Below are 21,174 nucleotides of genomic sequence, written 5' to 3' on the forward strand. Positions count from 1 at the left end.
GCTCCAGTCTTGTTTGAACCTTGTATTATGAACCTGGCGTGTAAATTTTGTCGAAAACTCCGCCGTCTGCAAAGTGTTTGGTTTGTGCTTCTTTCCAGCCCCCAAAGTCTTTATCAATCGACAGAAGCTCAAGCGTCTTGAACTGTTCTGTATACTTCGCTGCAACTGTTTCGGAAGTTGGACGATAGTAGTTTTTAGCTGCAATTTCTTGACCTTCTTCTGTGTACAGGTATTTCAGGTAAGCTTCCGCTACTTCACGAGTACCGCGATCATCAACAACCTTGTCAACAACAGCAACTGGAGGCTCAGCCAAAATACTTAAAGAAGGATATACGATTTCGAATTTATCTGGTCCAAGCTCATTGATAGATAAGAAAGCCTCATTCTCCCAAGCAAGCAGTACATCGCCAATTCCACGTTCTACAAAAGTTGTCGTTGATCCGCGTGCGCCGGAATCGAGTACAGGTACGTGCTTGAATAATTGTGTAACGAACTCTTGCGCTTTCGCTTCGTCATTCCCGTTTTGCTTCAATGCGTAGCCCCATGCCGCAAGATAGTTCCAACGTGCACCGCCCGATGTTTTAGGATTTGGCGTAATGACTTCAACTTTATCCTTGATTAAATCATTCCAGTCTTTGATGCCCTTTGGATTACCTTTACGAACGAGGAATACGATTGTTGAAGTATATGGTGAGCTATTGTGTTCGAATTTCGACTGCCAATCAGCATTGATGAGTCCTGGCTCAACGATTGCATCGATGTCATAACCTAGTGCAAGCGTTACTACATCTGCTTTCAGACCATCAATAACTGCACGCCCCTGTTTACCGGAACCGCCATGCGATTGTTTAATGGTGACCTCTTGGCCCGTTTCAGCTTTCCAATGCTTCGAGAATGCTTCGTTAAATGCTACATAAAGCTCACGAGTAGGGTCGTAGGATACATTCAGCAGCTCAACCGGCGGCTTAGGCTTCTCAGTGGCCGGTGTGTCTGTTGCAGCTGTATTTGTTGCCGCTGTGTCGTTAGCAGGCTTATTCGTTTCTTTATTGGTGTTTTTGTTTCCTCCTTGACCGCAAGCGGTCAAAACAAGCACTAATGCGAGTAGAATAACAACGGAACGAACATAAGTCATTTTTTTCATCTTCCCATACACCCCTTTTTTAAATTAACAGGCTTGCAGAAACATTGATGAGCGTTAGTTACTGAAATGCTGTTTCTCCTGGATAGGTGTCTACTCCGGTTCGTCCGGTCGAATAACATTATTCCTACCTGCTTAGTTGGTTATGGGAGAATCTTACCAGCGGTACCCACTTTCTGTCAATACTTTAATTTCGAATAACTGATAAGTGCTATAAGAAAGCTTTATAAGGGGTGTGAAATACCATTAAAAAAAGCTTTGGCCGACAAATTCCTGTAAAAGGAATTAGTCAACCAAAGCTTTTTGCTGCTACTTCTGTCCACGCTTGTTCTCACCAGTAACCATTACGACCTCTACATAAGGCCTAATACGGTCCATTAAACGCTGCCCTTTATGCAGTTCATCGCCGTCCTTGCTAGTGAAGCTAAAGTGCTTCTCCAGCGCATCCAACTCGTAATTGGAGGTGTAGAACGTTGGTTTACGCTGCATCCGATAATTTAAGATCGCACCCAGCACATGATCACGAACCCACGGGTTTAAATTTTCTGCACCCATATCATCAAAGATTAACAAATCGGTCTCCTTCATCATTTCAACCGTTTCCTTAAGCTTGCCTGGCTCATGCATCAACGTCTTCAAATCCTCTACAAAGTCGGGCATGTATACGATAACACCGGAATATCCAGCCTTTGCAAGCTCATGCAGCAGATAGCACATCAGAAATGTTTTTCCCGTTCCGAAACGACCTGCCAAATACAGGCCTTCTTCCTGCAAGCCATGCTCTTTCGTTCGTTCGATATATTGAAGGACTTGACCTACAGCTTCCGCTCTCTCAAGATCATTCGTTAAAATTTCTTTTGCAGAATAACCACGCTGCAGCGCCTTCTCATCAATATAAAAGCTCCTTACTCGGCTGCGAATCTGCTCTTCCATTTGGCGCGCGTTAAATTTTTTACATGCAACCTTGCGGTCATACAACTGCGTCAGACCATTTAACGTTTCCGAGCTTAACAGTGTATAGTGACCTTCAAAATCGTTCGGGCAATTGTCTAAGCCCGGACAGTTCGTGCAGTTGCGGTATTCCGTTACATATTGATAAACCCGGTTCAGGTTAAGACGAATCGTTCGCTCATCCAAATCAGGATATTTGGTCCTCAGCTTCTCGACTAACGGTTCAGCGAGCAGCTCTTTCAGCTTGTTCTCCGCCTGCTGAGTCAGCGCCTGACCTGTGGGCCATGCCTTAAGCAATTCACCCATTGACTCCATCATTTGCCCACCCCGCCTCTAAGATTTTCCTTCTAATTTCTGAGCCAGCTTAAGCAGCTCCTCCATCTTATCTGCTGATACGGTAGTGTTCGTCTTGCTTTCCTGTACAATCGGAATCGAAGGTTTGCGTGATGTTCCTCTGCTATTGCCCCCGCTGCGAGCGCCGCCCTTCGAACCGTTGAATGATCCGCCGGCATAGCTTGCCGCTTCCTTGCGGCGCTCCTTGTCCTGTTCAACCTGCGCTTGCTCTCTCACATACAGTACAGCCTTCTCGAACGTATCAATTTGTTTCACGAGCATATTGGATGCTACCGCATCCAGAAAGGTTTTCGTTACACGCTGCGCATCATTAGCGCCAATAACATAATGAATAAGTACATTAATAACAGGTGCCGCCAATTTATAATTAAGATCAATTCGTTCAAATACTCGTTCTATCCAATCAGGTATTGCACCAGGGAAAAAGCGCTGAATAAACCTTGTATGAGGCTCATTTCGCATAAGCATGTTATATTGTTGAACATCACAGCGGCCAATCAGCTGATTCGGTACTGGCAAATAGTGCTGCTCTTGTACCTCATACTCCTCTGTAAGTTCCTCAGACTCGACCGCCTTCTCCCCCGCAATAATTTGCGTGCGCGCCAACGTCCGCTCCCGTTCGCCTTCTCGCTTCTTGTCCTGCTTATAAAACTGATTTGCCCGCAATTGTAGGGTGTCAACGTCGAGCTCTCCGCTCTCAGTAAAAATACCATCCTCATCTAACAAACGACAAATATCAACGACTTCCAAATTATATTTGTATGCCACATAATTGACCTGTGACAGCTGATCATCATTGCTCCGCAGCCTCTCCACAAATCGGCGATTTGCGGAATTCCGAGGAAAGCGCAAAATAATTTCACCGTAAGGAATCCCTGCTGTTGCTTGTGACGGCCTTGCGGGTGTTTGCCGAGTTGGCGCAACTTCTGTCAACGCTTGTTCAAGCTCATTATCGACGGATTGCATATTAAGTTTAAACAACTCATAAAAAGGTACTGATATATTTTCTTTCGTTAATTGCGCGCTTGCAAGCTCATCCGGTTCACTAGCTCCAAAAGATTCCCGAAGCGATATAACTGCGTATTTGCCAACCTTATCGCGCAGCAGCATCGTTAAATGCATGTTTCGAAAAAATTCTGCAGGCGACAATGGCTCAGAAAGCTCATATTCATAAATAACATCTGAATTATCTGGCACGCCTAATCTCGAAGTTTGCAGCAAACCGACCGCTTCCAGTTTCGATGCCTGCTCAATGAGATGTTTACGTCCTCGTTCGTTCATCTCCAGCCCTAATCCAAGAAATAGCTTGCGCTGCGGTTCTATAGAAGAATACCCCGAGGTTCCTTCTGTAATTCCATGATAAAGCTGCTGGTAAAATGCGACTGCAAAAGCACCAATCATCGGCTGATAGATTAGCGTCAGCATTTTGTAGTCGAGACTGCTTAGCGAAAAATCGCGAAAAATGTAATATCTGTGATGCTCCGTGTACTGCAATATATTATTGATGCGCATAGCATCAGCTCCATCCTTAGCTTTCATTCTATCATTTTAACATAAAAACCGATGATCAGGACGAGTCAGAAAATAGAAAAATCCCCCGAGGGAGGGATTTTTCTAAATATAAGAAAGCATATTATATGCTCCTGCTTATCTTATATTTCTCCGTCAAAGCTACTTCAGCATCCAGAGGATGCTGAAGGCGTTTTTGCTTGGCTTAAAACATTTTGTAGCCGCCCTTGCGAAGCGCTTGAATCGCCCATCCGCTTATGTATGCGCCAACTAGCGCTCCAATAACCGGTATGTAGTCGACGATCGTATAATGAGCAAAATTTGCAATCGTAGTTGTTGCCGTCGTATCCCATGGCGCCCAGACACCTAATACAAGCAATGCGAGAATAAATAAATATATTGGGAACCAGGTTGTTTTTAACAACATATTCAATATAAAACCAATGCCGAACATCATAACTAAAAACAGCACCGTTGCTATGATTAATTGAAGCATCCAAACTTCCCCTTTCAGACTCTCGTTTATTAGTTTAATTAAAGGGAAGATGGAAGTCAATTAGATGCGGACAAATGTCACAAGACCGCCATTTGCTCAGTTTACCCACATTACGATACAATGATTGCAGCATCATTATGGAGATTGAAGGGAGTATTTAAACTATGAGTGAAGCAGCACAAACATTAGAAGGCTGGTACTCGCTGCATGATTTCCGCAGTGTGGATTGGACCGCTTGGCGCTTAGCCGATGAAAGTGAACGCAGCCGCGCACTGGACGAGCTGCAAACGTTTTTGCAGCAATGGACAGCAGTGGAGGAACTTAAACAAGGCAGCACCGCTGTCTATTCTATCGTTGGTCAGAAAGCCGATTTCGTATTCATGCATTTGCGTGAAACGTTAGAAGATCTTAATGCAATCGAAACCGCTTTTAACAAAACAACATTCGCTAGCTTCACCTATCCGGTACATTCGTACGTCAGCATTGTGGAACTTAGCAACTACATGGCACAGCCGGGCTCTGATCCAATGCAAAATCCGGATATCATCGCTAGACTAAAGCCAACTTTGCCAAAAGCGAACCACATCTGCTTCTATCCTATGAATAAACGCCGCGACGGACAAGACAACTGGTATATGCTCAGCATGGACGAGCGTAAAACGTTGATGCGCAGCCACGGTATGATTGGACGTCAATATGCAGGGAAAGTTAAACAAATCATTACCGGCTCTGTCGGTTTCGACAACTGGGAATGGGGCGTTACCCTATTTGCAGACGACGCACTGCAATTCAAAAAGCTCATTTATGAAATGCGCTTTGATGAAGTGAGCGCACGTTACGCAGACTTCGGCGATTTTTATATCGGCAATTTCCTTGACGGTGAGAAATTCACAAACTTACTTAAGATTTAATATTAATGGTCCAAGCCTCTTATCAAATAGGCTTGGGCTTTTTTTTCTGCAACCGATCAGTCTGGGTACAATCACATAAAAAAAGCTTTCGCCATGGGGCAGCATATTATGCTGCCCTAATAGCGAAAGCCTTATGGTTAATCTTCGTGTTCGTCATCATTTTCATCGAGACCGAGGCGCTTTGCTTCCAGATACTCCTGAGTAGCGCGGTCACGTTCGCGACCTTTATCCTTCAACCGCTCAATTGCGGGCTGAATAAGAAGATCAACTTCCTTTTGCACCGTATAGGCCAAGTCGTATCGTGTTTGCGACTCTAAGAAGGAGCCGACCTCCATCAATGCATTGTAACGGTCCAGCTCATCTCTAGTTAGCAATCCGCGGACTTGTACGCTGCAATGTCTCATTATAGAAACTTTCCTTTACGAAGAACGAGTGAGATACCGCCAATAATGAACAAATAACGAAGATCGATCGCTTTTTTCAACCAAGCTGCTACGCGGCCCTTATATTTCTTACCAAAAGCAACTCCGATTGCTTCGCCTTTACCGAGTGAAGCTACCGTTCCTTTGTTGCTGAACGTGAAGCTCTTCGGCGGCTGGTTGCGAATGGAAGCGACAAGGTTGTGCGCACATACGACACCTTGCTGCATTGCAATTTGAGCAGTCGGCGGATATGGGCGGCCTTCTGGGTTGAACATCAACGAGTTATCGCCAACAATATAGATGTTCTCGTTGCTTGGCGAGCGAAGGAATTCATCCACCTTCACGCGTCCGCGCATCGTTTCGAAACCTGCTTCTTCAATTAGGCGATTACCGCGAATACCGCCAGTCCAGATCACGGTAGCCGATTTAATTTCCTCGCCTTCGCCAACGATTACACCCTCTGGCGAGCATTCCTTGATCGCTGTGCCAATACGGAACGTTACGCCCTTCTTCGTTAATACATCCATGCCGTATTCAACGAGCTCAGGATCGAAGCCTGGCAGTGCCGTAGGTGCTGCTTCAATATTATAAATTTTCACAAGTGCAGGATCTACGTCAAATTGCTTGCAAAGTTCAGGGATACGGTCGGACAGCTCGCCAACAAACTCAATCCCTGTGAAGCCCGCTCCGCCCACAACAAACGTTAAATAATCCGTACGATGAGGCTCACGTTTGAAGCGTGCGAATTGGTACTCAATGTGCTCGCGAATCAAGCGAACAGAGTTGATGCTGCGAATATTCATAGCATGCTCGCCAAGACCTGGGATTCCGAAAGTCTCAGGCTCGCCTCCAAGACCGATAACCAAATAATCATAAGACAGTGTACCGTCTTCAAGAATAACTTTTTTATCTTGCGGACGAATTTGAACAACTGTCGACTTCACGAAATCAATTTTAAATTCATCAATCAATTTGGAGATGCTTACCCTTGCATTCTCCGGATTGTCAGTGCCCGCAGCAGGCATATGAAGATGTGTTGTAATATAATGGTAATCATGTTTATTAACTAACGTAACGTCAGCTTCATTGTAATTTAATTCTTTTTGCAAACGAAGTGCGGTTAAAATACCGCCGTACCCTGCACCAAGAATAACGATTTTAGGTATGTTACTCATCGTTTAATCCCATCCATTCCTGATTATCTTTGTATTTATACTTTGTGAAAATTTACACATTCTAAACCGAATATTTATAATGATGAGTTCAGTGTGTTCTAATTAAATTGGTTTTATCAATGAATCAGCGGTAAGCGCTCGACAAATTACAACGCTATTTGCAAGTACTCCCGTGTATAACATACATCAGAAATTCTACAGAGTTTTCATGTAAAGTTCAAGGGCAAAATACACGAAATTGTTTAGAACTCTATACAAATTAATTATTTCCTTCTTATTCCTGGAAAGTTTATAATTGAAGTCGTAAAGCTTAAAACGTGGAGGTGGATAAATGTCTAACCCTGTGTCAGCAATTAACCCCGTCGATATTTTAATCATCGGAGGCGGGCCTGCGGGAATGTTTGCTGCTTTCTATGGTGGTATGCGCCAAGCATCAGTTAAACTCATCGAAAGCATGCCCCAGCTAGGCGGTCAACTTGCAGCGCTTTATCCTGAAAAATATATTTATGACGTTGCTGGTTTTCCCAAGGTAACAGCTCAAGAGCTAGTTGATCGTCTGAAGGAACAGCTCAATCTTTTTCAACAGGAAATCTGTCTCGAGGAAAAGGTCATAAACGTAATTAAGCTTGATGAACGCCTCTTTGAAATTATTACAGACAAAAATAAACATTATGCCAAGGCGGTTATTATTACTGCTGGAGTAGGTGCTTTCGAGCCAAGAAGACTGGAGCTGCCTGAAGCCGCTAAATATGAGAAAAAAAATCTTCATTATTTTGTGGGGGATTTGCAGCGTTTTAAGGGGCAGAAGGTGCTGATAAGCGGCGGCGGTGACTCAGCTGTTGACTGGTCGCTTATGCTGGAGCCTATTGCTGAGAGCGTAACGCTCATTCATCGTCGTGATAAGTTCCGAGCGCATGAGCATAGCGTAGAGAATCTTATTAATTCCAAGGTGAACGTTCTTACTCCCAAAGAGATTACAGCACTTCATGGTGAAGAGAGCATTACGAAAGTTACATTATCCGACGTAAAAAGCTTAGAAACGACTGAGCTTGAAGTCGATGCCGTCATCGTTAACTTCGGTTTTATTTCTACACTCGGCCCCATTGCTGATTGGGGAATTCAAATTCAAGGCGGATCAATTATCGTGGATACTCGGATGGAGACTAACGTTGCTGGGATATTCGCAGCAGGTGATGTGACCACCTATCCTGGCAAGCTTAAGCTCATCGCTGTTGGCTTCGGGGAAGCCCCAACCGCCATTAACAACGCTAAGGTTTATGTCGATCCCGGTGCAAAGCTCTCTCCTGGACACAGCAGCAATATGAAGCTTTAGTCCTTATATTTTGATTATAACAGTAAAAAAATAAACATAAGGGTATCCTAACCTTGGCTTAATTCATTCATACACCTATCGCATTAATATGCAAGGTGTGCCTAGGAGGATACCCTTATGCTTTGTCCTGTTTGTAACGGCTTTCAAAATTTGCATGTATGCTGCTCCTCATGCGATAGCGCAATTATCGATTGCGGTCGTGCATCCGATCTAACCAGCCCATATGCTCCCTATGAACAGATCGAAGACGAGCCGCTCTTAAATCGTATGCATCTGCAAAGCTCTTTATCTTGCAAGCATCTTGTGTATTGCCAGGCCTGCAAGCTTACTGCCGAGGTTTTGGTCGCAGAATGGTCATCGATCTGATGTTTTCTAAATTCACGACTTACTTTACGCTGTAATTTTGATAGCTTCTGGATTAAGTCGTCTGCGCGTCATTTCGATCGCCAACATTCGAATAAATTCCGGCTCCAGCTCAAACTGAATAGCTGCATAATAAGTGTCTACTAACATTTCGTCAGACAGTAGCTCCATACTACACACCCTTTCTTCCATACTTTGGTTATTGCTTTTTCATAGTAGCATGGCACTATTAGAAGGACAACAGCCCCCGTTATACACAAGATGATGTGGATACGATGTGAACATCATGTGTATATATATGGAAATTTAAGCTGCATCAACGTGGATAATGTGGATATAGTTATCCACAGGATAATTTTTCAAGTTTTCAATAAAAAACTTTAATCGAAATCTATTAATCTATTAATGGAATATATTAGAGTCATTATATAAAACGTTATTACAAAAAGGATGCATTGAAGTTTAGATAACTTCCAAAGCATCCCGTCATTGCTAATAAAAATAACATTGATTCAACAAATTTTATTATTGAGGCCTCGTATTCACTTCAAATATCCAAATCTTCCCGTCTCTATCGATACCATAATCAAAACCGAGCTGCCCTATTCCCGGATATTTGGATTCCAGCGCGTTTGTCGATAATACAGTGAGCTCACGCATTTTGCTCTTCTTCTCCACTACCTGCGATGATGAAAGGGATCTGCTAATTCCATCTGCTGCTTTGACAAGAGTGCCGCCACGGCATAAATTCGTTACGAATAACCCTTTTCTAGCAATCCGTCCAACGATCGCGCGATAGACCCAGCCTTTCTCCGTCTTCACATATTTAACACGATAATCGATAGGCCTGCCGTCTACTGTAGCCAAATAAATACCTTTTTGAATGATATATGCGCGACCTTTACGTTGTTTGTTTAGCGCACCTATTAACGCTGCAAAACTAGCAAACCGCTTTGTCTGCGAATAATAAGTATAGGTATACCTCTCGCCTTCACGCGTAACCTTTATGACACCATGTCCGCCAGCACCGACAACTGGTTTTACAACAACCATTTGGTGTATATCGAGCATGTGTCTAAGATCATTAGCCGAAAATTTCCGCGTAGGAGGAATGTGTGGCGCGATACTGGAATGAGAAAGCAATACTGCGGTTTTGGCCCATTTGCTGGCTAGCTGCCTGCCCTTATGTTCACCCATTGAATCCAATCCCCTTTCCTATCGTTTCATCCATAGCATATGACAGAACACTATCTGTCTCTTGGATGAATGACATAGGTTAGGAGCCTTTATTACCAAGTCTCGCAACAAGCTTTAGCCATTTGCCCCGATTAGTATCCTTAGAATCCTTAACCGGACCGATATTTGTAATGCGAACGGGTTTAATGCCGCAAAACTGCAGCGTCGCAATTTTCATAGCCCGATGTCCCGGCTGCCCGTACACAAACCGGTTATACCATATCGGCGTATCCATCGTGACGATCAAACGAGCGGTTTTTCCAGTCAATAGCTTATCCCATAGCACAGAGCCTTCGCGGTATTTAAAGGCAAAGCCAGGCAATAAAATTCGATCCAAGAAACCTTTGAGCAAGGCCGGCAGTGTCCCCCACCAAGTCGGGTATACAAAAACGAGATGGTCCGCCCATTTAACAGCCACTTGTGCCTCTAGCAAATCCGGCTCCAACTCCGTACGCTTCGAATAACCAAACGCAAGATTCGGGTTAAAGCTCAGCTCATGCAAATGAATAATACGAACCTCTGCCCCGCCCTGAATCGCTCCATCGTAATAGCTCTTTGCCAATGCACTGCAATAGCTGTTTGGATTCGGATTTCCTTGGATAATGAGTATTTTTTTGTTTACGCTCATTTAAATCTCACCGCCATTAAATAGAATACGATGCTCGGAGTAACCGTACTCATCGTTCCTCACATTGAAACCATTCAACCCTTCAAAATCCGCAGCATAAAATGATACAAGTCTTCCTTCTCAAATGCACGTGCTGATGAAGCCTCGGCATCGGCCAACATAATATTGCGGACGCACATGCCGTAGGATAACATGACGCCTTGCTCCGCTGCTTTGCGTGCATCAACGCTTAGACCAATAAAACCCTCATGCTGCCCACTTTCTATCCATTGAAGTAAAGCAGCGGTGGAGTGCTCGTGAAACTGCTGAAGCACATTCGCAATGCCTGGCTTATCTTTCTGACTAAGTAAATAAGTCAATATTTGATTAGCTGCGCTGTCCTTCTCCTGAAGCTGATCAAGTCCCTCCACAATAGCTCGCAATGGGGCTTCCAAACTGCAGCTTTGCTCTGCAGCATGAAAGAATGAGTCGTTAATTCGTTCAATATACTCGGACAATATGAGCCCGAACAGCTCTTCCTTGCTCTTCACGTAATGATAAATGGCACCCTTGGATAAGCCTGTGCTGAGCATAATCTGCTGCAAAGTTGTTAGTCGGCAGCCTTTCTCCTTAACTAGCTGCTCCGCTGTTTCCAGCAATCGCTTATAACTCGGATTAGTTGTCTGATCTACCATGAACTGACTCCCTCTCATTCCTTCTATTCAACGCTTGCGTTGTCATATTATTTCAGACCGTCGGTCGGTTTATTGTTTTCAGTATACAAACCGACCGACGGTTTGTATACTGTTTTTTCATTTTCTTCTTTATATAATAAAAACAGCAAGCTTTCCAATGTAGGAACAGCTTGCTGTTTTTCATTATTTTACTTTTCTGATTGCTTCTCCAGCGCCGCCTTAAGCTTATCTGCTAAGCTGTTCGACATCGATGTATTATCGCTGTATTGCTCAATCAGCTTCTGATTTTGTTTGCGATTTACTTTACCGCCCTGCTTGTCTCCAAGCATTTCGATTACATTGCATGGCTTGCATTGTGCGTACTTGCCTGCTTTGCCGTCTTTAATCTCCATTTTCTTATGGCATTGCGGGCACCGCTTGTTCGAGAGCATCGGCTCTGCTGAGCGCCGATAGCCGCATTCGCGATCGGAGCAGACGAGCGACTTGCCGCGTTTTCCGTTAATTTCAAGCAATGGCTTCTCACATTCGGGACATCGCGAGTGCGTCAAATTATGCGGTTTATATTCTTTCGTTTCTGCAATAACCTCAGAAACCCATTTCGATGCCTGCTGACGGACATTTTTCATAAAAGCGGCCGGATCACCTTTGCCTTTCGCAATCCGCTCCAGCTCTTGCTCCCATTTCGCAGTCAAGTCAGGACTTCTAAGCTCATTAACAACAAGTTCAATAAGCTGCTTTCCTTTTCCAGTCGGCATCAGCTTATTTTGCGTGCGTGTTATCGTATCCGTTCCGAGCAGCTTTTCAATAATATCAGCTCTTGTCGCCGGCGTACCTAAGCTATGCTTCTCCATACGTGTAAGCAGCGTTGCTTCGGTATAACGCGCTGGAGGCAGTGTACGCAGCTCACGCACTTTATTCTGTTTAACAGGCAGTGACTGTCCGATTGCCAGCGGAGGCAGCAGCTGCGCTGGCTGACGGTCGGATTTCCCTTGGCCTGAACCGCCACTTCCGTTGTCATCGTCTTCATCCTCATCTTGGCTTGCTGCATACGCGTCTGATTGATACAGTTCCTTCCAGCCCTTTTCCTTCTCAATCTTACCCTTGGCATAGAGAAGGTCTTTACCAACAGCGAGTACAACACTCGTCTCATCATAACGATAGGGTCCATAAAATAGAGAGATAAACCTTCTCGCAATCAGATCGAATAACTTCCGCTCATCATTGCTGAGTGCCGACAAATTCACGAATTGCTCGGTAGGAATAATTGCATGATGATCTGTTACTTTACTATCATCTACAATTCTCTTAGTAATAGGCAGCTGCATTCTCACAAGCTTACGAGCTAACTGCGCATATGGTCCAACAGCGATGCTCTCCAGACGCCCCTTTAAGGTAGGTACCATGTCACTGGATAAATATCTTGAATCCGTTCGCGGATAGGTAACCAGCTTATGCTGCTCATATAGCTTCTGAAGCACATTAGACGTTTGCTTAGCTGAGAAACCAAGACGTTTATTCGCATCACGCTGCAGCTCAGTAAGATCGTATGCTTGAGGATGCGGCTCCGATTTCTCTACGGTACGAAGCGTCGTTACCTTCGCATTTCCTTGCTGAATCCGAGCAGCAATCGCATCCGCATCGGCGCGGCTCCACACTCTTCCATCATGTGAATCCTTCTCGCGCCAATGCGCTGAGAACGATCCAAACTCAGCAGATACAAGCCAGTACGGTTGGGACTGAAACGACTGTATTTCCTGCTCCCGATCCATGAGCATCGCAAGTGTCGGCGTTTGAACGCGGCCTGCAGCTAGCTGCGCATTATATTTCGTAGTTAAAGCCCTAGTTACGTTAAGGCCAATCAACCAATCCGCCTCCGCCCGGCATACTGCCGAAGCATACAAATTGTTATAGTCTTTGCCTGGCTTTAAGCTGGCGAAGCCATCTTTAATCGCTTTGTCTGTCTGAGAAGATATCCAAAGCCGCTTGAACGGCTTGCGCCAATGAACAAGCTCCATAATCCAGCGCGCGACCAGTTCTCCTTCTCGGCCGGCATCCGTAGCAATAATAAGCTCACTAATATCCTGCCGTTTGCATAGCTGGGCAACCGCACGATATTGCTGTGAAGTTTCTTTCATGATCTTTAGGTTCATTTTGGGAGGAAGCAGCGGTAAATCTTCTAAATTCCAGGTTTTATATTTCGGATCATAATCCTCAGGCTCAGCTAACGTCACCAAATGGCCAAGCGCCCAGGTTACAACATATTTTGGGCCTTCCATATAGCCTTTATGTTTCTGCCCGCAGCCCAGCACTCGAGCTATTTCCTTAGCCACACTCGGCTTTTCTGCCAGTACAAGCGATTTCATTTGCTTTATCCGCTCCATTTCATATAGATGCACCATTTACATTTTGAATAGAATACGCATCATTCATTATGACGAAACGATACCATAGGCTCGCAGCCTTCGCAACGCCTTAGGTTGATTATTAGAATCATCTTATAGCTAAGGACAATACGCTTTGTACCGTAATCTTATGTTTATCTCCTACTCATCGACTGCTGCTCTCTATCATTTTACTGCTATATTCACGGTGTGATATAGTAGGTTCAGCTTATAATTAAGCAGATTAAGAGCTAGGGAGCGTTGAAGGATGAAGCCTCGTATTGTTGGTGTTGTCTTTATTGTTTTACTCGTATATAGCGGCATTTCCTTCTATATCGGCTGGAATGGCTGGCTTTTCTTATCTACTCTATTTAAATGGGAAAGCGCGATTTTTTATACCATTATCTTCAGCATCATTGCTTTTTCGTATATCGTCGGCCGACTCATCTACCCTGCACCAGTTAAACCAATTGCTGAGGCACTGAAGTTGATTGGTTCCTATTGGTTTGCCGTTTTGGAATATGCCGTGCTTATTTTGCCGCTTGCGAACCTCATCTCTTTCATCTTAAAGACTGCGGGAGCGGAAAAATCGGTATATATTGTTGTTGTTGGCGGGGTCGTCTTGCTTCTTATGGCTACCCTTCTCCTACGCGGCACATGGAATGCGTGGAGTCCGGTTATTCGAACTTATCACGTACAGGTGCCGAAGCCTGCTGGTGAGCTTAAGAGGCTGCGAATTGCATTGGCTTCTGATCTTCATTTGGGTACAATTGTAGGGAATCGGCATCTAAATCGACTCGTAAATACAGTAGAGCAAATAAACCCGGATCTAATCCTGCTGCCGGGCGATATTCTCGATGATGATATTGAGCCGTTTCTAAGGAAAAAGATGTCAACTGTACTCGGAAAGCTCAAAGCTCCGTTAGGGGTTTACGCAGTGACAGGAAATCACGAATACTTTGGCCGGAAGGTGCCTGAATTTATTACAGCAATGGATGCGATCGGCATACGTGTCCTCATGGACGAAACTGCACTCATTGCAGATAGCTTCTACGTCATCGGCCGCAAGGACAAAGCATCCGCGGGTTTTGACGGAGAGAGAAGGCTTCCAATTAAGGAGTTAATCGCTCCACTAGATCATTCGCGACCGCTTATTATGCTCGATCATCAGCCAACTGATATCGCGAGCGCTGCCGAAAACGGAATCGACATTTCCGTATCCGGCCACACCCATCGAGGCCAAATGATTCCTAATCACCTTATTACACGAAAAATGTTTGAGCTGGATTGGGGTTATCTAAAAAAGGGCGGGCTTCATGCCATAGTCTCATCAGGGTTCGGAACATGGGGACCACCTGTTAGAATTGGCAGCCGCTCTGAGGTCATTCATATCGAGGTAGAGTTCATAACCATATAAAATCACAAATTAATTCCACCGAAAAGCGGCAACAAATGCGCTAAGGCACCCTCAAATCCGGCAATCGAGCCAAAGATGAGGGTGTACAGGCATTTGTTGCCGCTATTTCTTTATTTAAAATTGAATCAAGATCGAACGCTGTAACCTTTAATCCACATCCGCAATGCGCCATTCAGCGCCTTCATCTTTGCTTTTATGGAACACATACATCGAGCTTCCACTAATATCCTCATTATTCCTGACCTCAGAAACGTGAACAACAGCCTCGAACAACGACCTTTGCTCTTTAATTGATATTTCCTGATCGACCTCAATGCTCGTAATTGTGAATCCAGTGAAGCTTCCGGAAGACTCCCGTTCCTTGCGTACGTTTTCGGTATACAAATTCAAAAATTCATCCCATTTTTTTTCATGCATATATTTTATGCGTAAATTAATCAATTCAATAAGCGGCTTCTCCTCTTCGGAAAACGTCGAGCTATCCAAATACGCAGGCTCGATAACCGGATAGGCTTTTTTAAGCAGCGCTTGAAGCTTTTTCGTCGATGATTTTCCGATCCTGTAGAGCGTTCCAGTGTCACCGGCCTTCATGAAATTACCAATTTCATATTGTTCCGAGATATAAAGATAATAACGGTGCTTACCTAATGTTACAGTATAAGGAGGAAAGTCGATGTCTACTCTTCCCGGCTGTCGCTTTCCAAATCGGAATGCATATTCGAATATTTTAATAGACTCTCTATCCTTCCAAACGACCTGTGAATTCGGCTCCGTCTGCTCGAAATCAACCATTCGCTGGATGATTACCTGATTCTCATTTACCCGAAACAAGAACATCAGTAATGCTAAAATCACAACAACGACACCAATCCCAATCATGTAGCTCCGCTTCAACTATACACATCCTTCCTCCAAAAAATTCAATAGGACCAACCAATCGCAAGCTCGTCTCCTAACAGCTGAATGTTCATCTGCCTGGTACAAAGGAAAGTGATAATCATTAAGACGAACGTCCATGGTAAAAGGTTCCAAACGTAGGCCTAAGTTGAACCATACACCGTTCCTGTCAGCCAAATATATGATGAGCTTGCCGAATACGTTGGACTGAAAACAAGCATGCTGCGGAATAACCAATAAGGGAGCTGCCAACGTTATTAACGATGGCAGCCCCCTTTTATAAACGATTATGACATGTTTTTTGAATAATAAAGATTTTTACTACCCGCCTGCCAGCGCCTGTTTCAAGAATTGACCTGTGTACGAGGCTTGAATTGCTGCTACTTGCTCAGGCGTTCCTGCGTTTCCGCCTGCTGCTCCACCCTCCGGTCCAATATCGATGACCCAATCCGATTTCATCAATCAGATTCTATTAAATACGAAGCTGCACTCGATTGAAGCAGACCAATCAAATCTTCGTTCATATATTCGAATTCATCCGGTATATGAAGGCAAATAAGCTTCTTCCCAGTAAGCTCATAACTGAACTTGCTTTGCAGCCTTCGAACGTGTTTTTTCTCCATTGCAAAAATAAGATCAGCCCAGCCAATATGCCCAGCCGTTACTTTAATCCGGGCATTCTCTTCTGTACCTGCCGATCTCACCTCGTGGCCGCCAACCCCTTGAAAAATCGTCTCTGCTGTCAAGCTGCGCCACTTGTTTCTACTGCATACAAACAATATGTTTATGAAAAACACTCCCGAAATGGTTGGCTAGTCAACTAGCTCCATTAAATTATAAACCTCATGATAAAGCTCAAGTTCCGTCAACACACTCTTACATCGTCTTAGCAGCCATTTATCCTCGAGTATCTGTTTGTTGTGCTGCCCATTGCGAAGGATGGCTAGCTTCATTTCAGTGCTTGCCTCTTGGAACAACGAATTCAGAGCTCTCTTGTCATCCCAATCAATAGATAGTGTCTGCTTCGCCGCAGCATGCTCCTTCTGACCTGACAACGGCACAATTCCGACCGTATCCAGCGTTTGAATACTAATCAATTTCTCCCTTTCATCGTGTACATTTTGTAAATATGCAGCCATATCGGGGATTTCACTTAATCCGAAAAACGCCTTCAGCCTTTCTACTGCTGGTGACTGCTTCTCCTCTGAATTCTCTCCTTCCTCCTTACTTGCTTTGTTAAAGAAATCATCGAATGACACAGGGTTATTATTTAGAAGGCTTCTATCTGTACAAATAATTCGTAGGAAGTCCGTTATATTTTTGGCAACCAGCCATATTTCCGAATCAAAATCCATTGGCGAAACTACAGCTATGTAGGCATTCTCCAAATCTGTGACAGCTCCAAAATCGGTAACGAAACAGTAATGAATACCGTCGCAGCCGTTACTTGCAAAAGGAATAAAATCAGGCGGCGTGCAATGGTATCTCATATCATACTTCTGCATGATAAGCCCAAGCTGATAATCCATTTCACTTCCCAGCTCTGCTTCCAGCTCGTACAAACGATGAATAGTGGGCGGCAATTCGTATTGGCCGTACTGGCGATGAATTCGAGGCTCTTCCCATTTTTCATCCTTTTTCTCTATAACTCCAAACGATACTTTCGAAGGCAGGTTCAACGTATCTATGGTGGCATATGCTTCGATAATATTCGGCACGTACTCGCGAGTCATTTTGTGGCCGGACAATATTTTATAGAGCTGCTCTAGATCCTCTTCTCCCCACTTTCATGTGACAACGCACCCCGATAACCTGAAAGACGCAGTATTACAGCATCAAACTGTGTGCGCGACTCCGCCTTTACTTGAGCATATTCCTCCAAAATGAAAGCAATCATCGTTTGTTTATCCATGCTTCGCTCCCTCTCCCTACCATTCTACTAATTCAGCAATGCAGGAATTTAAAAAAAACCATCCGCCACATTATCATTGCGGTGGATGGCTTCCAAAGCTTATCTTCTTGCATTGTGGTTCCTGCAGCTTACCCTTGCTCGATTGCACTCGGATCCATATACACCAATTCCCATAGATGATTATCTAAATCTTGAAAGCTCCAGTTATACATAAACCCATGGTCAACCGGATCTTTTGCAGGTTTACCGCCAGCAGCCAATGCTTTATTCACAATTTCATCCACTTGCTCTCTGCTTTCTGCTGATAAGGCCACGATGACCTCGGTCGTTTTTGCTGAATCTGATATTTCTTTATCGATAAACGTTTTGAAGTAATCTTCAACTAACAGCATCGCAAAAATATTGGGACCAATGATCATACATGTTGCATTCTCGTCGGTGAATTGTGGATTAAACTCAAACCCTAATTTAGAAAAAAAATCGACTGTTTTATTTAAATCTTTAACAGGTAAATTCACAAAGATGTTAGCGGACTGAAATGCCATAACCTATCACCTCATCATTAGATTGTCTTGCATGTGAAATCAAGAATATCACTATATCATAATATCCCTTTTCTATCATTTTTCCCATAAAATAATAATTCCTCACTGGCTATACGAATCATCCCTCAAAAAACAAGGGACGCTTGCATTCGTACATCCTCTCGAGCTTGTCAATTTCAACAGCTATTTCTTGAAGCCATGCCTCATCATTAGTCGAGCTTGCCATATACCCGAAATTATATTGTTCAGCAAGCCTTTGTGCATATTTGGCATTCAGCTTCAGGCAGGCGTTCATCTCTGAACTTTCTTGTTCGGTTAAGGTCCTCTTCTCCTGCAGCAGCCACAGCTCAGCAAGCCGCCAATGAACATTCATCATATCGATCATTCCAATCGTTATAAAAGTATCCTCCTCCCCATTCTGTCCTCATTTGCATCAAAATAGTCTATATCCCTATCACTCTAGCAAAAAAATTATGTTTTCTATGCTGTTTTAATAGGCTGCCCTAATAGAAAGAAAAAAAGAGCCTGTCCATAAAGTAGAGTAATCTACTTTAACAGGACAAGCGTACCTCAATCTAAGAGAAGCCGACCGCAACGATGCGATCGGCTTCTCTTGTTCGATTATTCGAATAAGCTAACAGCCTTGCCCTTCACTTCTTCAAGCATTTGTTTACGAGCTTCATCATCTATTTGCGGCACACTGCCGAAGAATATATGTCCTACCGGCGTGATGCCGCAAAACTCATAAATACCGGTATCCGATGTTATTTTTAGTCCATCATACATTCCAGTTTTACTGTAGATCTCCGCAGGTGTTCCATGTGTATTAATAATAAGCCCCTTCTTGCCTGCGAGCAGCTTGCTAATCGTTCCGTCATTCCCATATTCATAAGCAAAGCCATATGAAAACACACGATCAATATAACCTTTAATCAGCGCAGGCAAGCCTGTCCACCAAATCGGATAAACCATAGTGAAAGCATCTGCCCATTTCACATGCTCTTGTTCTGTCTTAATATCTGCTGGGGTATTGCCCTCACGCATCGCTTGAAAATCGCTGGCCTTGAGCACAGGGTCAAATCGCATTGCATATAAATCTCGAACGACGACCTCATTGCCTTGCTCCTTCAAGGAAGCAATAAAAGTCTCAACAATCGCGCTGTTGAAGCTGTCTGGATTAGGATGACAATAAACGATTAAGTGCTTCATAACACGGCTACACCTCCGAATGTATATAGACATCAGTCAGCAATAGTGTTGCCTATTCACCTTGCATTATGTAAGGACGAATTACATCTGCCTTCTCGCTCAGAAACTTGTCACTTACTCGTTTTTCCTTAGATGGGCATTCGCACAGTCCAATTGCAATTAATCTGCATAGGTATAGACAGAAACCATGTATTTTGGGCTTGGAGGAATGGTTATGAAAACGTCTTTCCACACGCAAAGGAACCTGCCAGATCGTTTTTCAAGAGATGATTATATACTCGATATGAAACAAGGGGATGTAACCGGCGACGGTATACCCGATCAAGTATACTTATTTGGGCACAAACCCGATGGTCCATCAGGCATATTCGCTGATCGAATTACACTTGTTATACAGGATGGTTATACGCAACAGCGCACGGTCATTCCTTTGCAGAACAATGCCGGTTATAACGCATATTTGTTTCTTGGCGACTTCGATCAGAATAAAACGTTAGACATTCTAGTTAGCATCGACACCGGCGGAAGCGGTGGCTACGGCATCTTCTACATCTATTCATTTGACCATCATGCGCTTCGTATGCTGTTCGACTCCGATCGCTACAATGAACAATACAAGTTTCGTGTCCAATATGAAGACTTTTATAAAGTACTCGTATCCAGTTCTCAGCTTGATCTTTTGTTTACGATTGACATAAGCGGCAAAGGCACCTCTTATTTGTCCTCCTATTACAACGATGACGGAAGGTTAAAGAAGCCTGTTCAAGGCGAGGTGCTTGCTCTGACGGCTCTTAATCCGATTGTGACTGCTGAGAATCATGTTTCTTATGATCTACTGGCTCTTCAGCGAATCATCGGTACTACGAATGCAGATACGTTAGGTTATGTTGAGAATCAACTGACATGGAACGGCAACATGTTTGTTTCTTCCAGACTAACGGTCGCGATACTCGGTACCACATTGATTGCACATTTCTAACCTTTCTCGAATTGGATGATTAACGAATCTTTCGCCCAATCCGTGCTATGTGTTTCTGCATATCATGCATTAGCCTAAAATAATAAGGAGTGATTCTGCATGGCATTTATGCCGCCAATAGGTCCTCAGGGCCCGATGGGACCAATGGGGCCTTTCGGACCTTTCGGGCCTGGGCCAGGTCCACAAGGACCACAAGGGCCTCAAGGACCTCAAGGACAGCCAGGTCAACCAGGAATGATGGGACCAACCGCGCCAACCGCGCCGCCCCCGCAATTCACGCCGCAGCAGTCTGCTTCACTGTTTGCTGTTGATCCAGGAGCTATTTCCGGCTGTTTATTTCGGAACACTTTCGTATGGCTGCACAATGGTCAAAGCTTTTGGTTTTTCCCTATATTTGTTGGACGTACTTCCACCGCGGGCTTCCGTTGGTTCGGCAGATCATGGGGTTACACTGGGATTGACTTAAGGCAAATCAGCTCATTTACTTGCTTCTAATAGGAATAACAATATAAAAAACGACTTCTCCTCCATCCTGAACTGTGACCCCGTTTGTGGACACTTAATAAAAAGTGCTAAGCCGAAAGTAGATGGCTCCTGTATTCGTCAGGAGTCATCTTTTTTAATCCCCATTGATAGCGAGATGT

25 protein-coding genes are annotated in these 21,174 nt (G+C 44.1%); 6 read left to right on the forward strand and 19 right to left on the reverse strand.

The window, feature by feature from the left end; genetic code table 11:
* Nucleotides 1-25: 25 nt before the first annotated feature.
* The 4 genes from AC0YN6_RS22655 to AC0YN6_RS22670 form a co-directional block, all read right to left on the reverse strand.
* The gene (locus tag AC0YN6_RS22655) at nucleotides 26-1,141 is read right to left on the reverse strand and encodes a sulfate ABC transporter substrate-binding protein (protein ID WP_475749656.1); all 1,116 of its coding nucleotides are present in this window, start codon (nucleotides 1,139-1,141) and stop codon (nucleotides 26-28) included.
* A gap of 306 nt (nucleotides 1,142-1,447) precedes the next feature.
* Entirely contained in the window at nucleotides 1,448-2,404 is a 957-nt protein-coding gene (gene dnaI / locus AC0YN6_RS22660) for a primosomal protein DnaI (protein WP_475749680.1), read from the reverse strand.
* An 18-nt stretch (nucleotides 2,405-2,422) separates the two neighbouring features.
* On the reverse strand, nucleotides 2,423-3,955 hold the full coding sequence (locus AC0YN6_RS22665) for a replication initiation and membrane attachment family protein (RefSeq protein ID WP_475749657.1): 1,533 nt from the start codon (nucleotides 3,953-3,955) through the stop codon (nucleotides 2,423-2,425).
* A 202-nt stretch (nucleotides 3,956-4,157) separates the two neighbouring features.
* The gene (locus AC0YN6_RS22670) at nucleotides 4,158-4,448 is read right to left on the reverse strand and encodes a YuiB family protein (protein ID WP_475749658.1); all 291 of its coding nucleotides are present in this window, start codon (nucleotides 4,446-4,448) and stop codon (nucleotides 4,158-4,160) included.
* 164 nt (nucleotides 4,449-4,612) lie between these two features.
* Between AC0YN6_RS22670 and hemQ the strand changes: the two genes are divergently transcribed.
* Entirely contained in the window at nucleotides 4,613-5,359 is a 747-nt protein-coding gene (gene hemQ, locus AC0YN6_RS22675) for a hydrogen peroxide-dependent heme synthase (RefSeq protein WP_475749659.1), read from the forward strand.
* 137 nt (nucleotides 5,360-5,496) lie between these two features.
* On the opposite strand, the gene AC0YN6_RS22680 is transcribed toward hemQ, so the two are convergent.
* Both AC0YN6_RS22680 and AC0YN6_RS22685 read right to left on the reverse strand, forming a co-directional pair.
* Nucleotides 5,497-5,763: a hypothetical protein gene (locus AC0YN6_RS22680; protein WP_475749660.1), complete on the reverse strand. Its 267-nt coding sequence runs from the start codon at nucleotides 5,761-5,763 to the stop codon at nucleotides 5,497-5,499.
* Entirely contained in the window at nucleotides 5,763-6,956 is a 1,194-nt protein-coding gene (locus AC0YN6_RS22685; protein ID WP_076267566.1) for an NAD(P)/FAD-dependent oxidoreductase, read from the reverse strand. Before AC0YN6_RS22685 ends, AC0YN6_RS22680 begins: the two co-directional genes overlap by 1 nt.
* A 331-nt stretch (nucleotides 6,957-7,287) precedes the next feature.
* Here AC0YN6_RS22685 and AC0YN6_RS22690 point away from each other — a divergent pair, with 331 nt between their 5' ends.
* Both AC0YN6_RS22690 and AC0YN6_RS22695 read left to right on the forward strand, forming a co-directional pair.
* Nucleotides 7,288-8,289: an NAD(P)/FAD-dependent oxidoreductase gene (locus AC0YN6_RS22690; protein ID WP_475749661.1), complete on the forward strand. Its 1,002-nt coding sequence runs from the start codon at nucleotides 7,288-7,290 to the stop codon at nucleotides 8,287-8,289.
* A gap of 117 nt (nucleotides 8,290-8,406) precedes the next feature.
* Entirely contained in the window at nucleotides 8,407-8,655 is a 249-nt protein-coding gene (locus AC0YN6_RS22695; protein ID WP_475749662.1) for a hypothetical protein, read from the forward strand.
* Nucleotides 8,656-8,679: 24 nt separating this feature from the next.
* On the opposite strand, the gene sda is transcribed toward AC0YN6_RS22695, so the two are convergent.
* The 5 genes from sda to AC0YN6_RS22720 all read right to left on the reverse strand — a co-directional run bounded on the left by sda (nucleotide 8,680) and on the right by AC0YN6_RS22720 (nucleotide 13,553).
* Nucleotides 8,680-8,823 (reverse strand): sporulation histidine kinase inhibitor Sda, encoded by a 144-nt coding sequence (sda, locus tag AC0YN6_RS22700; RefSeq protein WP_475749663.1) that lies wholly within the window; start codon nucleotides 8,821-8,823, stop codon nucleotides 8,680-8,682.
* A 354-nt stretch (nucleotides 8,824-9,177) separates the two neighbouring features.
* Nucleotides 9,178-9,849: a YheC/YheD family protein gene (locus AC0YN6_RS22705; RefSeq protein WP_475749664.1), complete on the reverse strand. Its 672-nt coding sequence runs from the start codon at nucleotides 9,847-9,849 to the stop codon at nucleotides 9,178-9,180.
* Between the two features lie 79 nt (nucleotides 9,850-9,928).
* Nucleotides 9,929-10,516 (reverse strand): NAD(P)H-dependent oxidoreductase, encoded by a 588-nt coding sequence (locus AC0YN6_RS22710; protein WP_475749665.1) that lies wholly within the window; start codon nucleotides 10,514-10,516, stop codon nucleotides 9,929-9,931.
* A gap of 74 nt (nucleotides 10,517-10,590) precedes the next feature.
* Nucleotides 10,591-11,190 (reverse strand): TetR/AcrR family transcriptional regulator, encoded by a 600-nt coding sequence (locus AC0YN6_RS22715; protein ID WP_475749666.1) that lies wholly within the window; start codon nucleotides 11,188-11,190, stop codon nucleotides 10,591-10,593.
* A 188-nt stretch (nucleotides 11,191-11,378) separates the two neighbouring features.
* Nucleotides 11,379-13,553, reverse strand: a complete 2,175-nt coding sequence (locus tag AC0YN6_RS22720; RefSeq protein ID WP_475749667.1) for a DNA topoisomerase III — start codon at nucleotides 13,551-13,553, stop codon at nucleotides 11,379-11,381.
* A 286-nt stretch (nucleotides 13,554-13,839) separates the two neighbouring features.
* Here AC0YN6_RS22720 and AC0YN6_RS22725 point away from each other — a divergent pair, with 286 nt between their 5' ends.
* Complete coding sequence (locus tag AC0YN6_RS22725; protein WP_475749668.1) at nucleotides 13,840-14,988, forward strand: metallophosphoesterase; 1,149 nt, start codon at nucleotides 13,840-13,842, stop codon at nucleotides 14,986-14,988.
* A gap of 147 nt (nucleotides 14,989-15,135) precedes the next feature.
* Here the strand turns inward: AC0YN6_RS22725 and AC0YN6_RS22730 are convergent, their stop codons facing one another.
* From AC0YN6_RS22730 to AC0YN6_RS22765, 8 genes are all read right to left on the reverse strand, one after another.
* A complete protein-coding gene (locus AC0YN6_RS22730) occupies nucleotides 15,136-15,882 on the reverse strand; it encodes a YhfM domain-containing protein (RefSeq protein WP_475749669.1) in 747 nt (248 codons plus the stop codon).
* Between the two features lie 324 nt (nucleotides 15,883-16,206).
* The gene (locus AC0YN6_RS22735; RefSeq protein ID WP_475749670.1) at nucleotides 16,207-16,344 is read right to left on the reverse strand and encodes a hypothetical protein; all 138 of its coding nucleotides are present in this window, start codon (nucleotides 16,342-16,344) and stop codon (nucleotides 16,207-16,209) included.
* Nucleotides 16,344-16,673, reverse strand: a complete 330-nt coding sequence (locus AC0YN6_RS22740) for a low molecular weight protein tyrosine phosphatase family protein (RefSeq protein WP_475749681.1) — start codon at nucleotides 16,671-16,673, stop codon at nucleotides 16,344-16,346. The genes AC0YN6_RS22735 and AC0YN6_RS22740 overlap by 1 nt, the downstream gene beginning before the upstream one ends.
* Nucleotides 16,674-16,697: 24 nt before the next feature.
* Nucleotides 16,698-17,633 carry a hypothetical protein gene (locus tag AC0YN6_RS22745; RefSeq protein ID WP_475749671.1) on the reverse strand — a complete coding sequence of 312 codons (936 nt, stop codon included), beginning with the start codon at nucleotides 17,631-17,633 and terminating at the stop codon, nucleotides 16,698-16,700.
* Between the two features lie 17 nt (nucleotides 17,634-17,650).
* On the reverse strand, nucleotides 17,651-17,797 hold the full coding sequence (locus AC0YN6_RS22750; RefSeq protein WP_475749672.1) for a hypothetical protein: 147 nt from the start codon (nucleotides 17,795-17,797) through the stop codon (nucleotides 17,651-17,653).
* A gap of 128 nt (nucleotides 17,798-17,925) precedes the next feature.
* Entirely contained in the window at nucleotides 17,926-18,342 is a 417-nt protein-coding gene (locus AC0YN6_RS22755; protein WP_475749673.1) for a VOC family protein, read from the reverse strand.
* 118 nt (nucleotides 18,343-18,460) lie between these two features.
* Nucleotides 18,461-18,718, reverse strand: coding sequence for a DUF7667 family protein (locus tag AC0YN6_RS22760; protein WP_475749674.1), 258 nt, complete (start codon nucleotides 18,716-18,718; stop codon nucleotides 18,461-18,463).
* Between the two features lie 245 nt (nucleotides 18,719-18,963).
* A complete protein-coding gene (locus AC0YN6_RS22765; protein WP_475749675.1) occupies nucleotides 18,964-19,551 on the reverse strand; it encodes an NAD(P)H-dependent oxidoreductase in 588 nt (195 codons plus the stop codon).
* Between the two features lie 214 nt (nucleotides 19,552-19,765).
* Here AC0YN6_RS22765 and AC0YN6_RS22770 point away from each other — a divergent pair, with 214 nt between their 5' ends.
* Nucleotides 19,766-20,530, forward strand: coding sequence for a VCBS repeat-containing protein (locus AC0YN6_RS22770; protein WP_475749676.1), 765 nt, complete (start codon nucleotides 19,766-19,768; stop codon nucleotides 20,528-20,530).
* 99 nt (nucleotides 20,531-20,629) lie between these two features.
* Nucleotides 20,630-21,025, forward strand: coding sequence for a collagen-like protein (locus AC0YN6_RS22775; RefSeq protein WP_475749677.1), 396 nt, complete (start codon nucleotides 20,630-20,632; stop codon nucleotides 21,023-21,025).
* The last annotated feature ends 149 nt before the right edge of the window (nucleotides 21,026-21,174 follow it).

The sequence above is a fragment of the Paenibacillus sp. J22P15 genome (genome assembly GCF_056269345.1).

Excerpts from the sequence above, each read along its gene's own strand:
- AC0YN6_RS22710 (WP_475749665.1), bottom strand. The coding sequence starts at position 10,516 with ATGAGCGTAAACAAAAAAATACTCATTATCCAAGGAAATCCGAATCCA.
- AC0YN6_RS22770 (WP_475749676.1), top strand. The coding sequence starts at position 19,766 with ATGAAAACGTCTTTCCACACGCAAAGGAACCTGCCAGATCGTTTTTCA.
- AC0YN6_RS22720 (WP_475749667.1), bottom strand. The coding sequence starts at position 13,553 with ATGAAATCGCTTGTACTGGCAGAAAAGCCGAGTGTGGCTAAGGAAATA.
- AC0YN6_RS22690 (WP_475749661.1), top strand. The coding sequence starts at position 7,288 with ATGTCTAACCCTGTGTCAGCAATTAACCCCGTCGATATTTTAATCATC.
- AC0YN6_RS22750 (WP_475749672.1), bottom strand. The coding sequence starts at position 17,797 with ATGGATAAACAAACGATGATTGCTTTCATTTTGGAGGAATATGCTCAA.
- AC0YN6_RS22725 (WP_475749668.1), top strand. The coding sequence starts at position 13,840 with ATGAAGCCTCGTATTGTTGGTGTTGTCTTTATTGTTTTACTCGTATAT.
- AC0YN6_RS22685 (WP_076267566.1), bottom strand. The coding sequence starts at position 6,956 with ATGAGTAACATACCTAAAATCGTTATTCTTGGTGCAGGGTACGGCGGT.
- AC0YN6_RS22680 (WP_475749660.1), bottom strand. The coding sequence starts at position 5,763 with ATGAGACATTGCAGCGTACAAGTCCGCGGATTGCTAACTAGAGATGAG.
- AC0YN6_RS22670 (WP_475749658.1), bottom strand. The coding sequence starts at position 4,448 with ATGCTTCAATTAATCATAGCAACGGTGCTGTTTTTAGTTATGATGTTC.
- AC0YN6_RS22715 (WP_475749666.1), bottom strand. The coding sequence starts at position 11,190 with ATGGTAGATCAGACAACTAATCCGAGTTATAAGCGATTGCTGGAAACA.
- AC0YN6_RS22755 (WP_475749673.1), bottom strand. The coding sequence starts at position 18,342 with ATGGCATTTCAGTCCGCTAACATCTTTGTGAATTTACCTGTTAAAGAT.
- dnaI (WP_475749680.1), bottom strand. The coding sequence starts at position 2,404 with ATGGAGTCAATGGGTGAATTGCTTAAGGCATGGCCCACAGGTCAGGCG.
- AC0YN6_RS22775 (WP_475749677.1), top strand. The coding sequence starts at position 20,630 with ATGGCATTTATGCCGCCAATAGGTCCTCAGGGCCCGATGGGACCAATG.
- AC0YN6_RS22705 (WP_475749664.1), bottom strand. The coding sequence starts at position 9,849 with ATGGGTGAACATAAGGGCAGGCAGCTAGCCAGCAAATGGGCCAAAACC.
- AC0YN6_RS22735 (WP_475749670.1), bottom strand. The coding sequence starts at position 16,344 with ATGAAATCGGATTGGGTCATCGATATTGGACCGGAGGGTGGAGCAGCA.
- AC0YN6_RS22655 (WP_475749656.1), bottom strand. The coding sequence starts at position 1,141 with ATGAAAAAAATGACTTATGTTCGTTCCGTTGTTATTCTACTCGCATTA.
- AC0YN6_RS22665 (WP_475749657.1), bottom strand. The coding sequence starts at position 3,955 with ATGCGCATCAATAATATATTGCAGTACACGGAGCATCACAGATATTAC.
- AC0YN6_RS22760 (WP_475749674.1), bottom strand. The coding sequence starts at position 18,718 with ATGATGAATGTTCATTGGCGGCTTGCTGAGCTGTGGCTGCTGCAGGAG.
- AC0YN6_RS22765 (WP_475749675.1), bottom strand. The coding sequence starts at position 19,551 with ATGAAGCACTTAATCGTTTATTGTCATCCTAATCCAGACAGCTTCAAC.
- AC0YN6_RS22695 (WP_475749662.1), top strand. The coding sequence starts at position 8,407 with ATGCTTTGTCCTGTTTGTAACGGCTTTCAAAATTTGCATGTATGCTGC.
- sda (WP_475749663.1), bottom strand. The coding sequence starts at position 8,823 with ATGGAGCTACTGTCTGACGAAATGTTAGTAGACACTTATTATGCAGCT.
- hemQ (WP_475749659.1), top strand. The coding sequence starts at position 4,613 with ATGAGTGAAGCAGCACAAACATTAGAAGGCTGGTACTCGCTGCATGAT.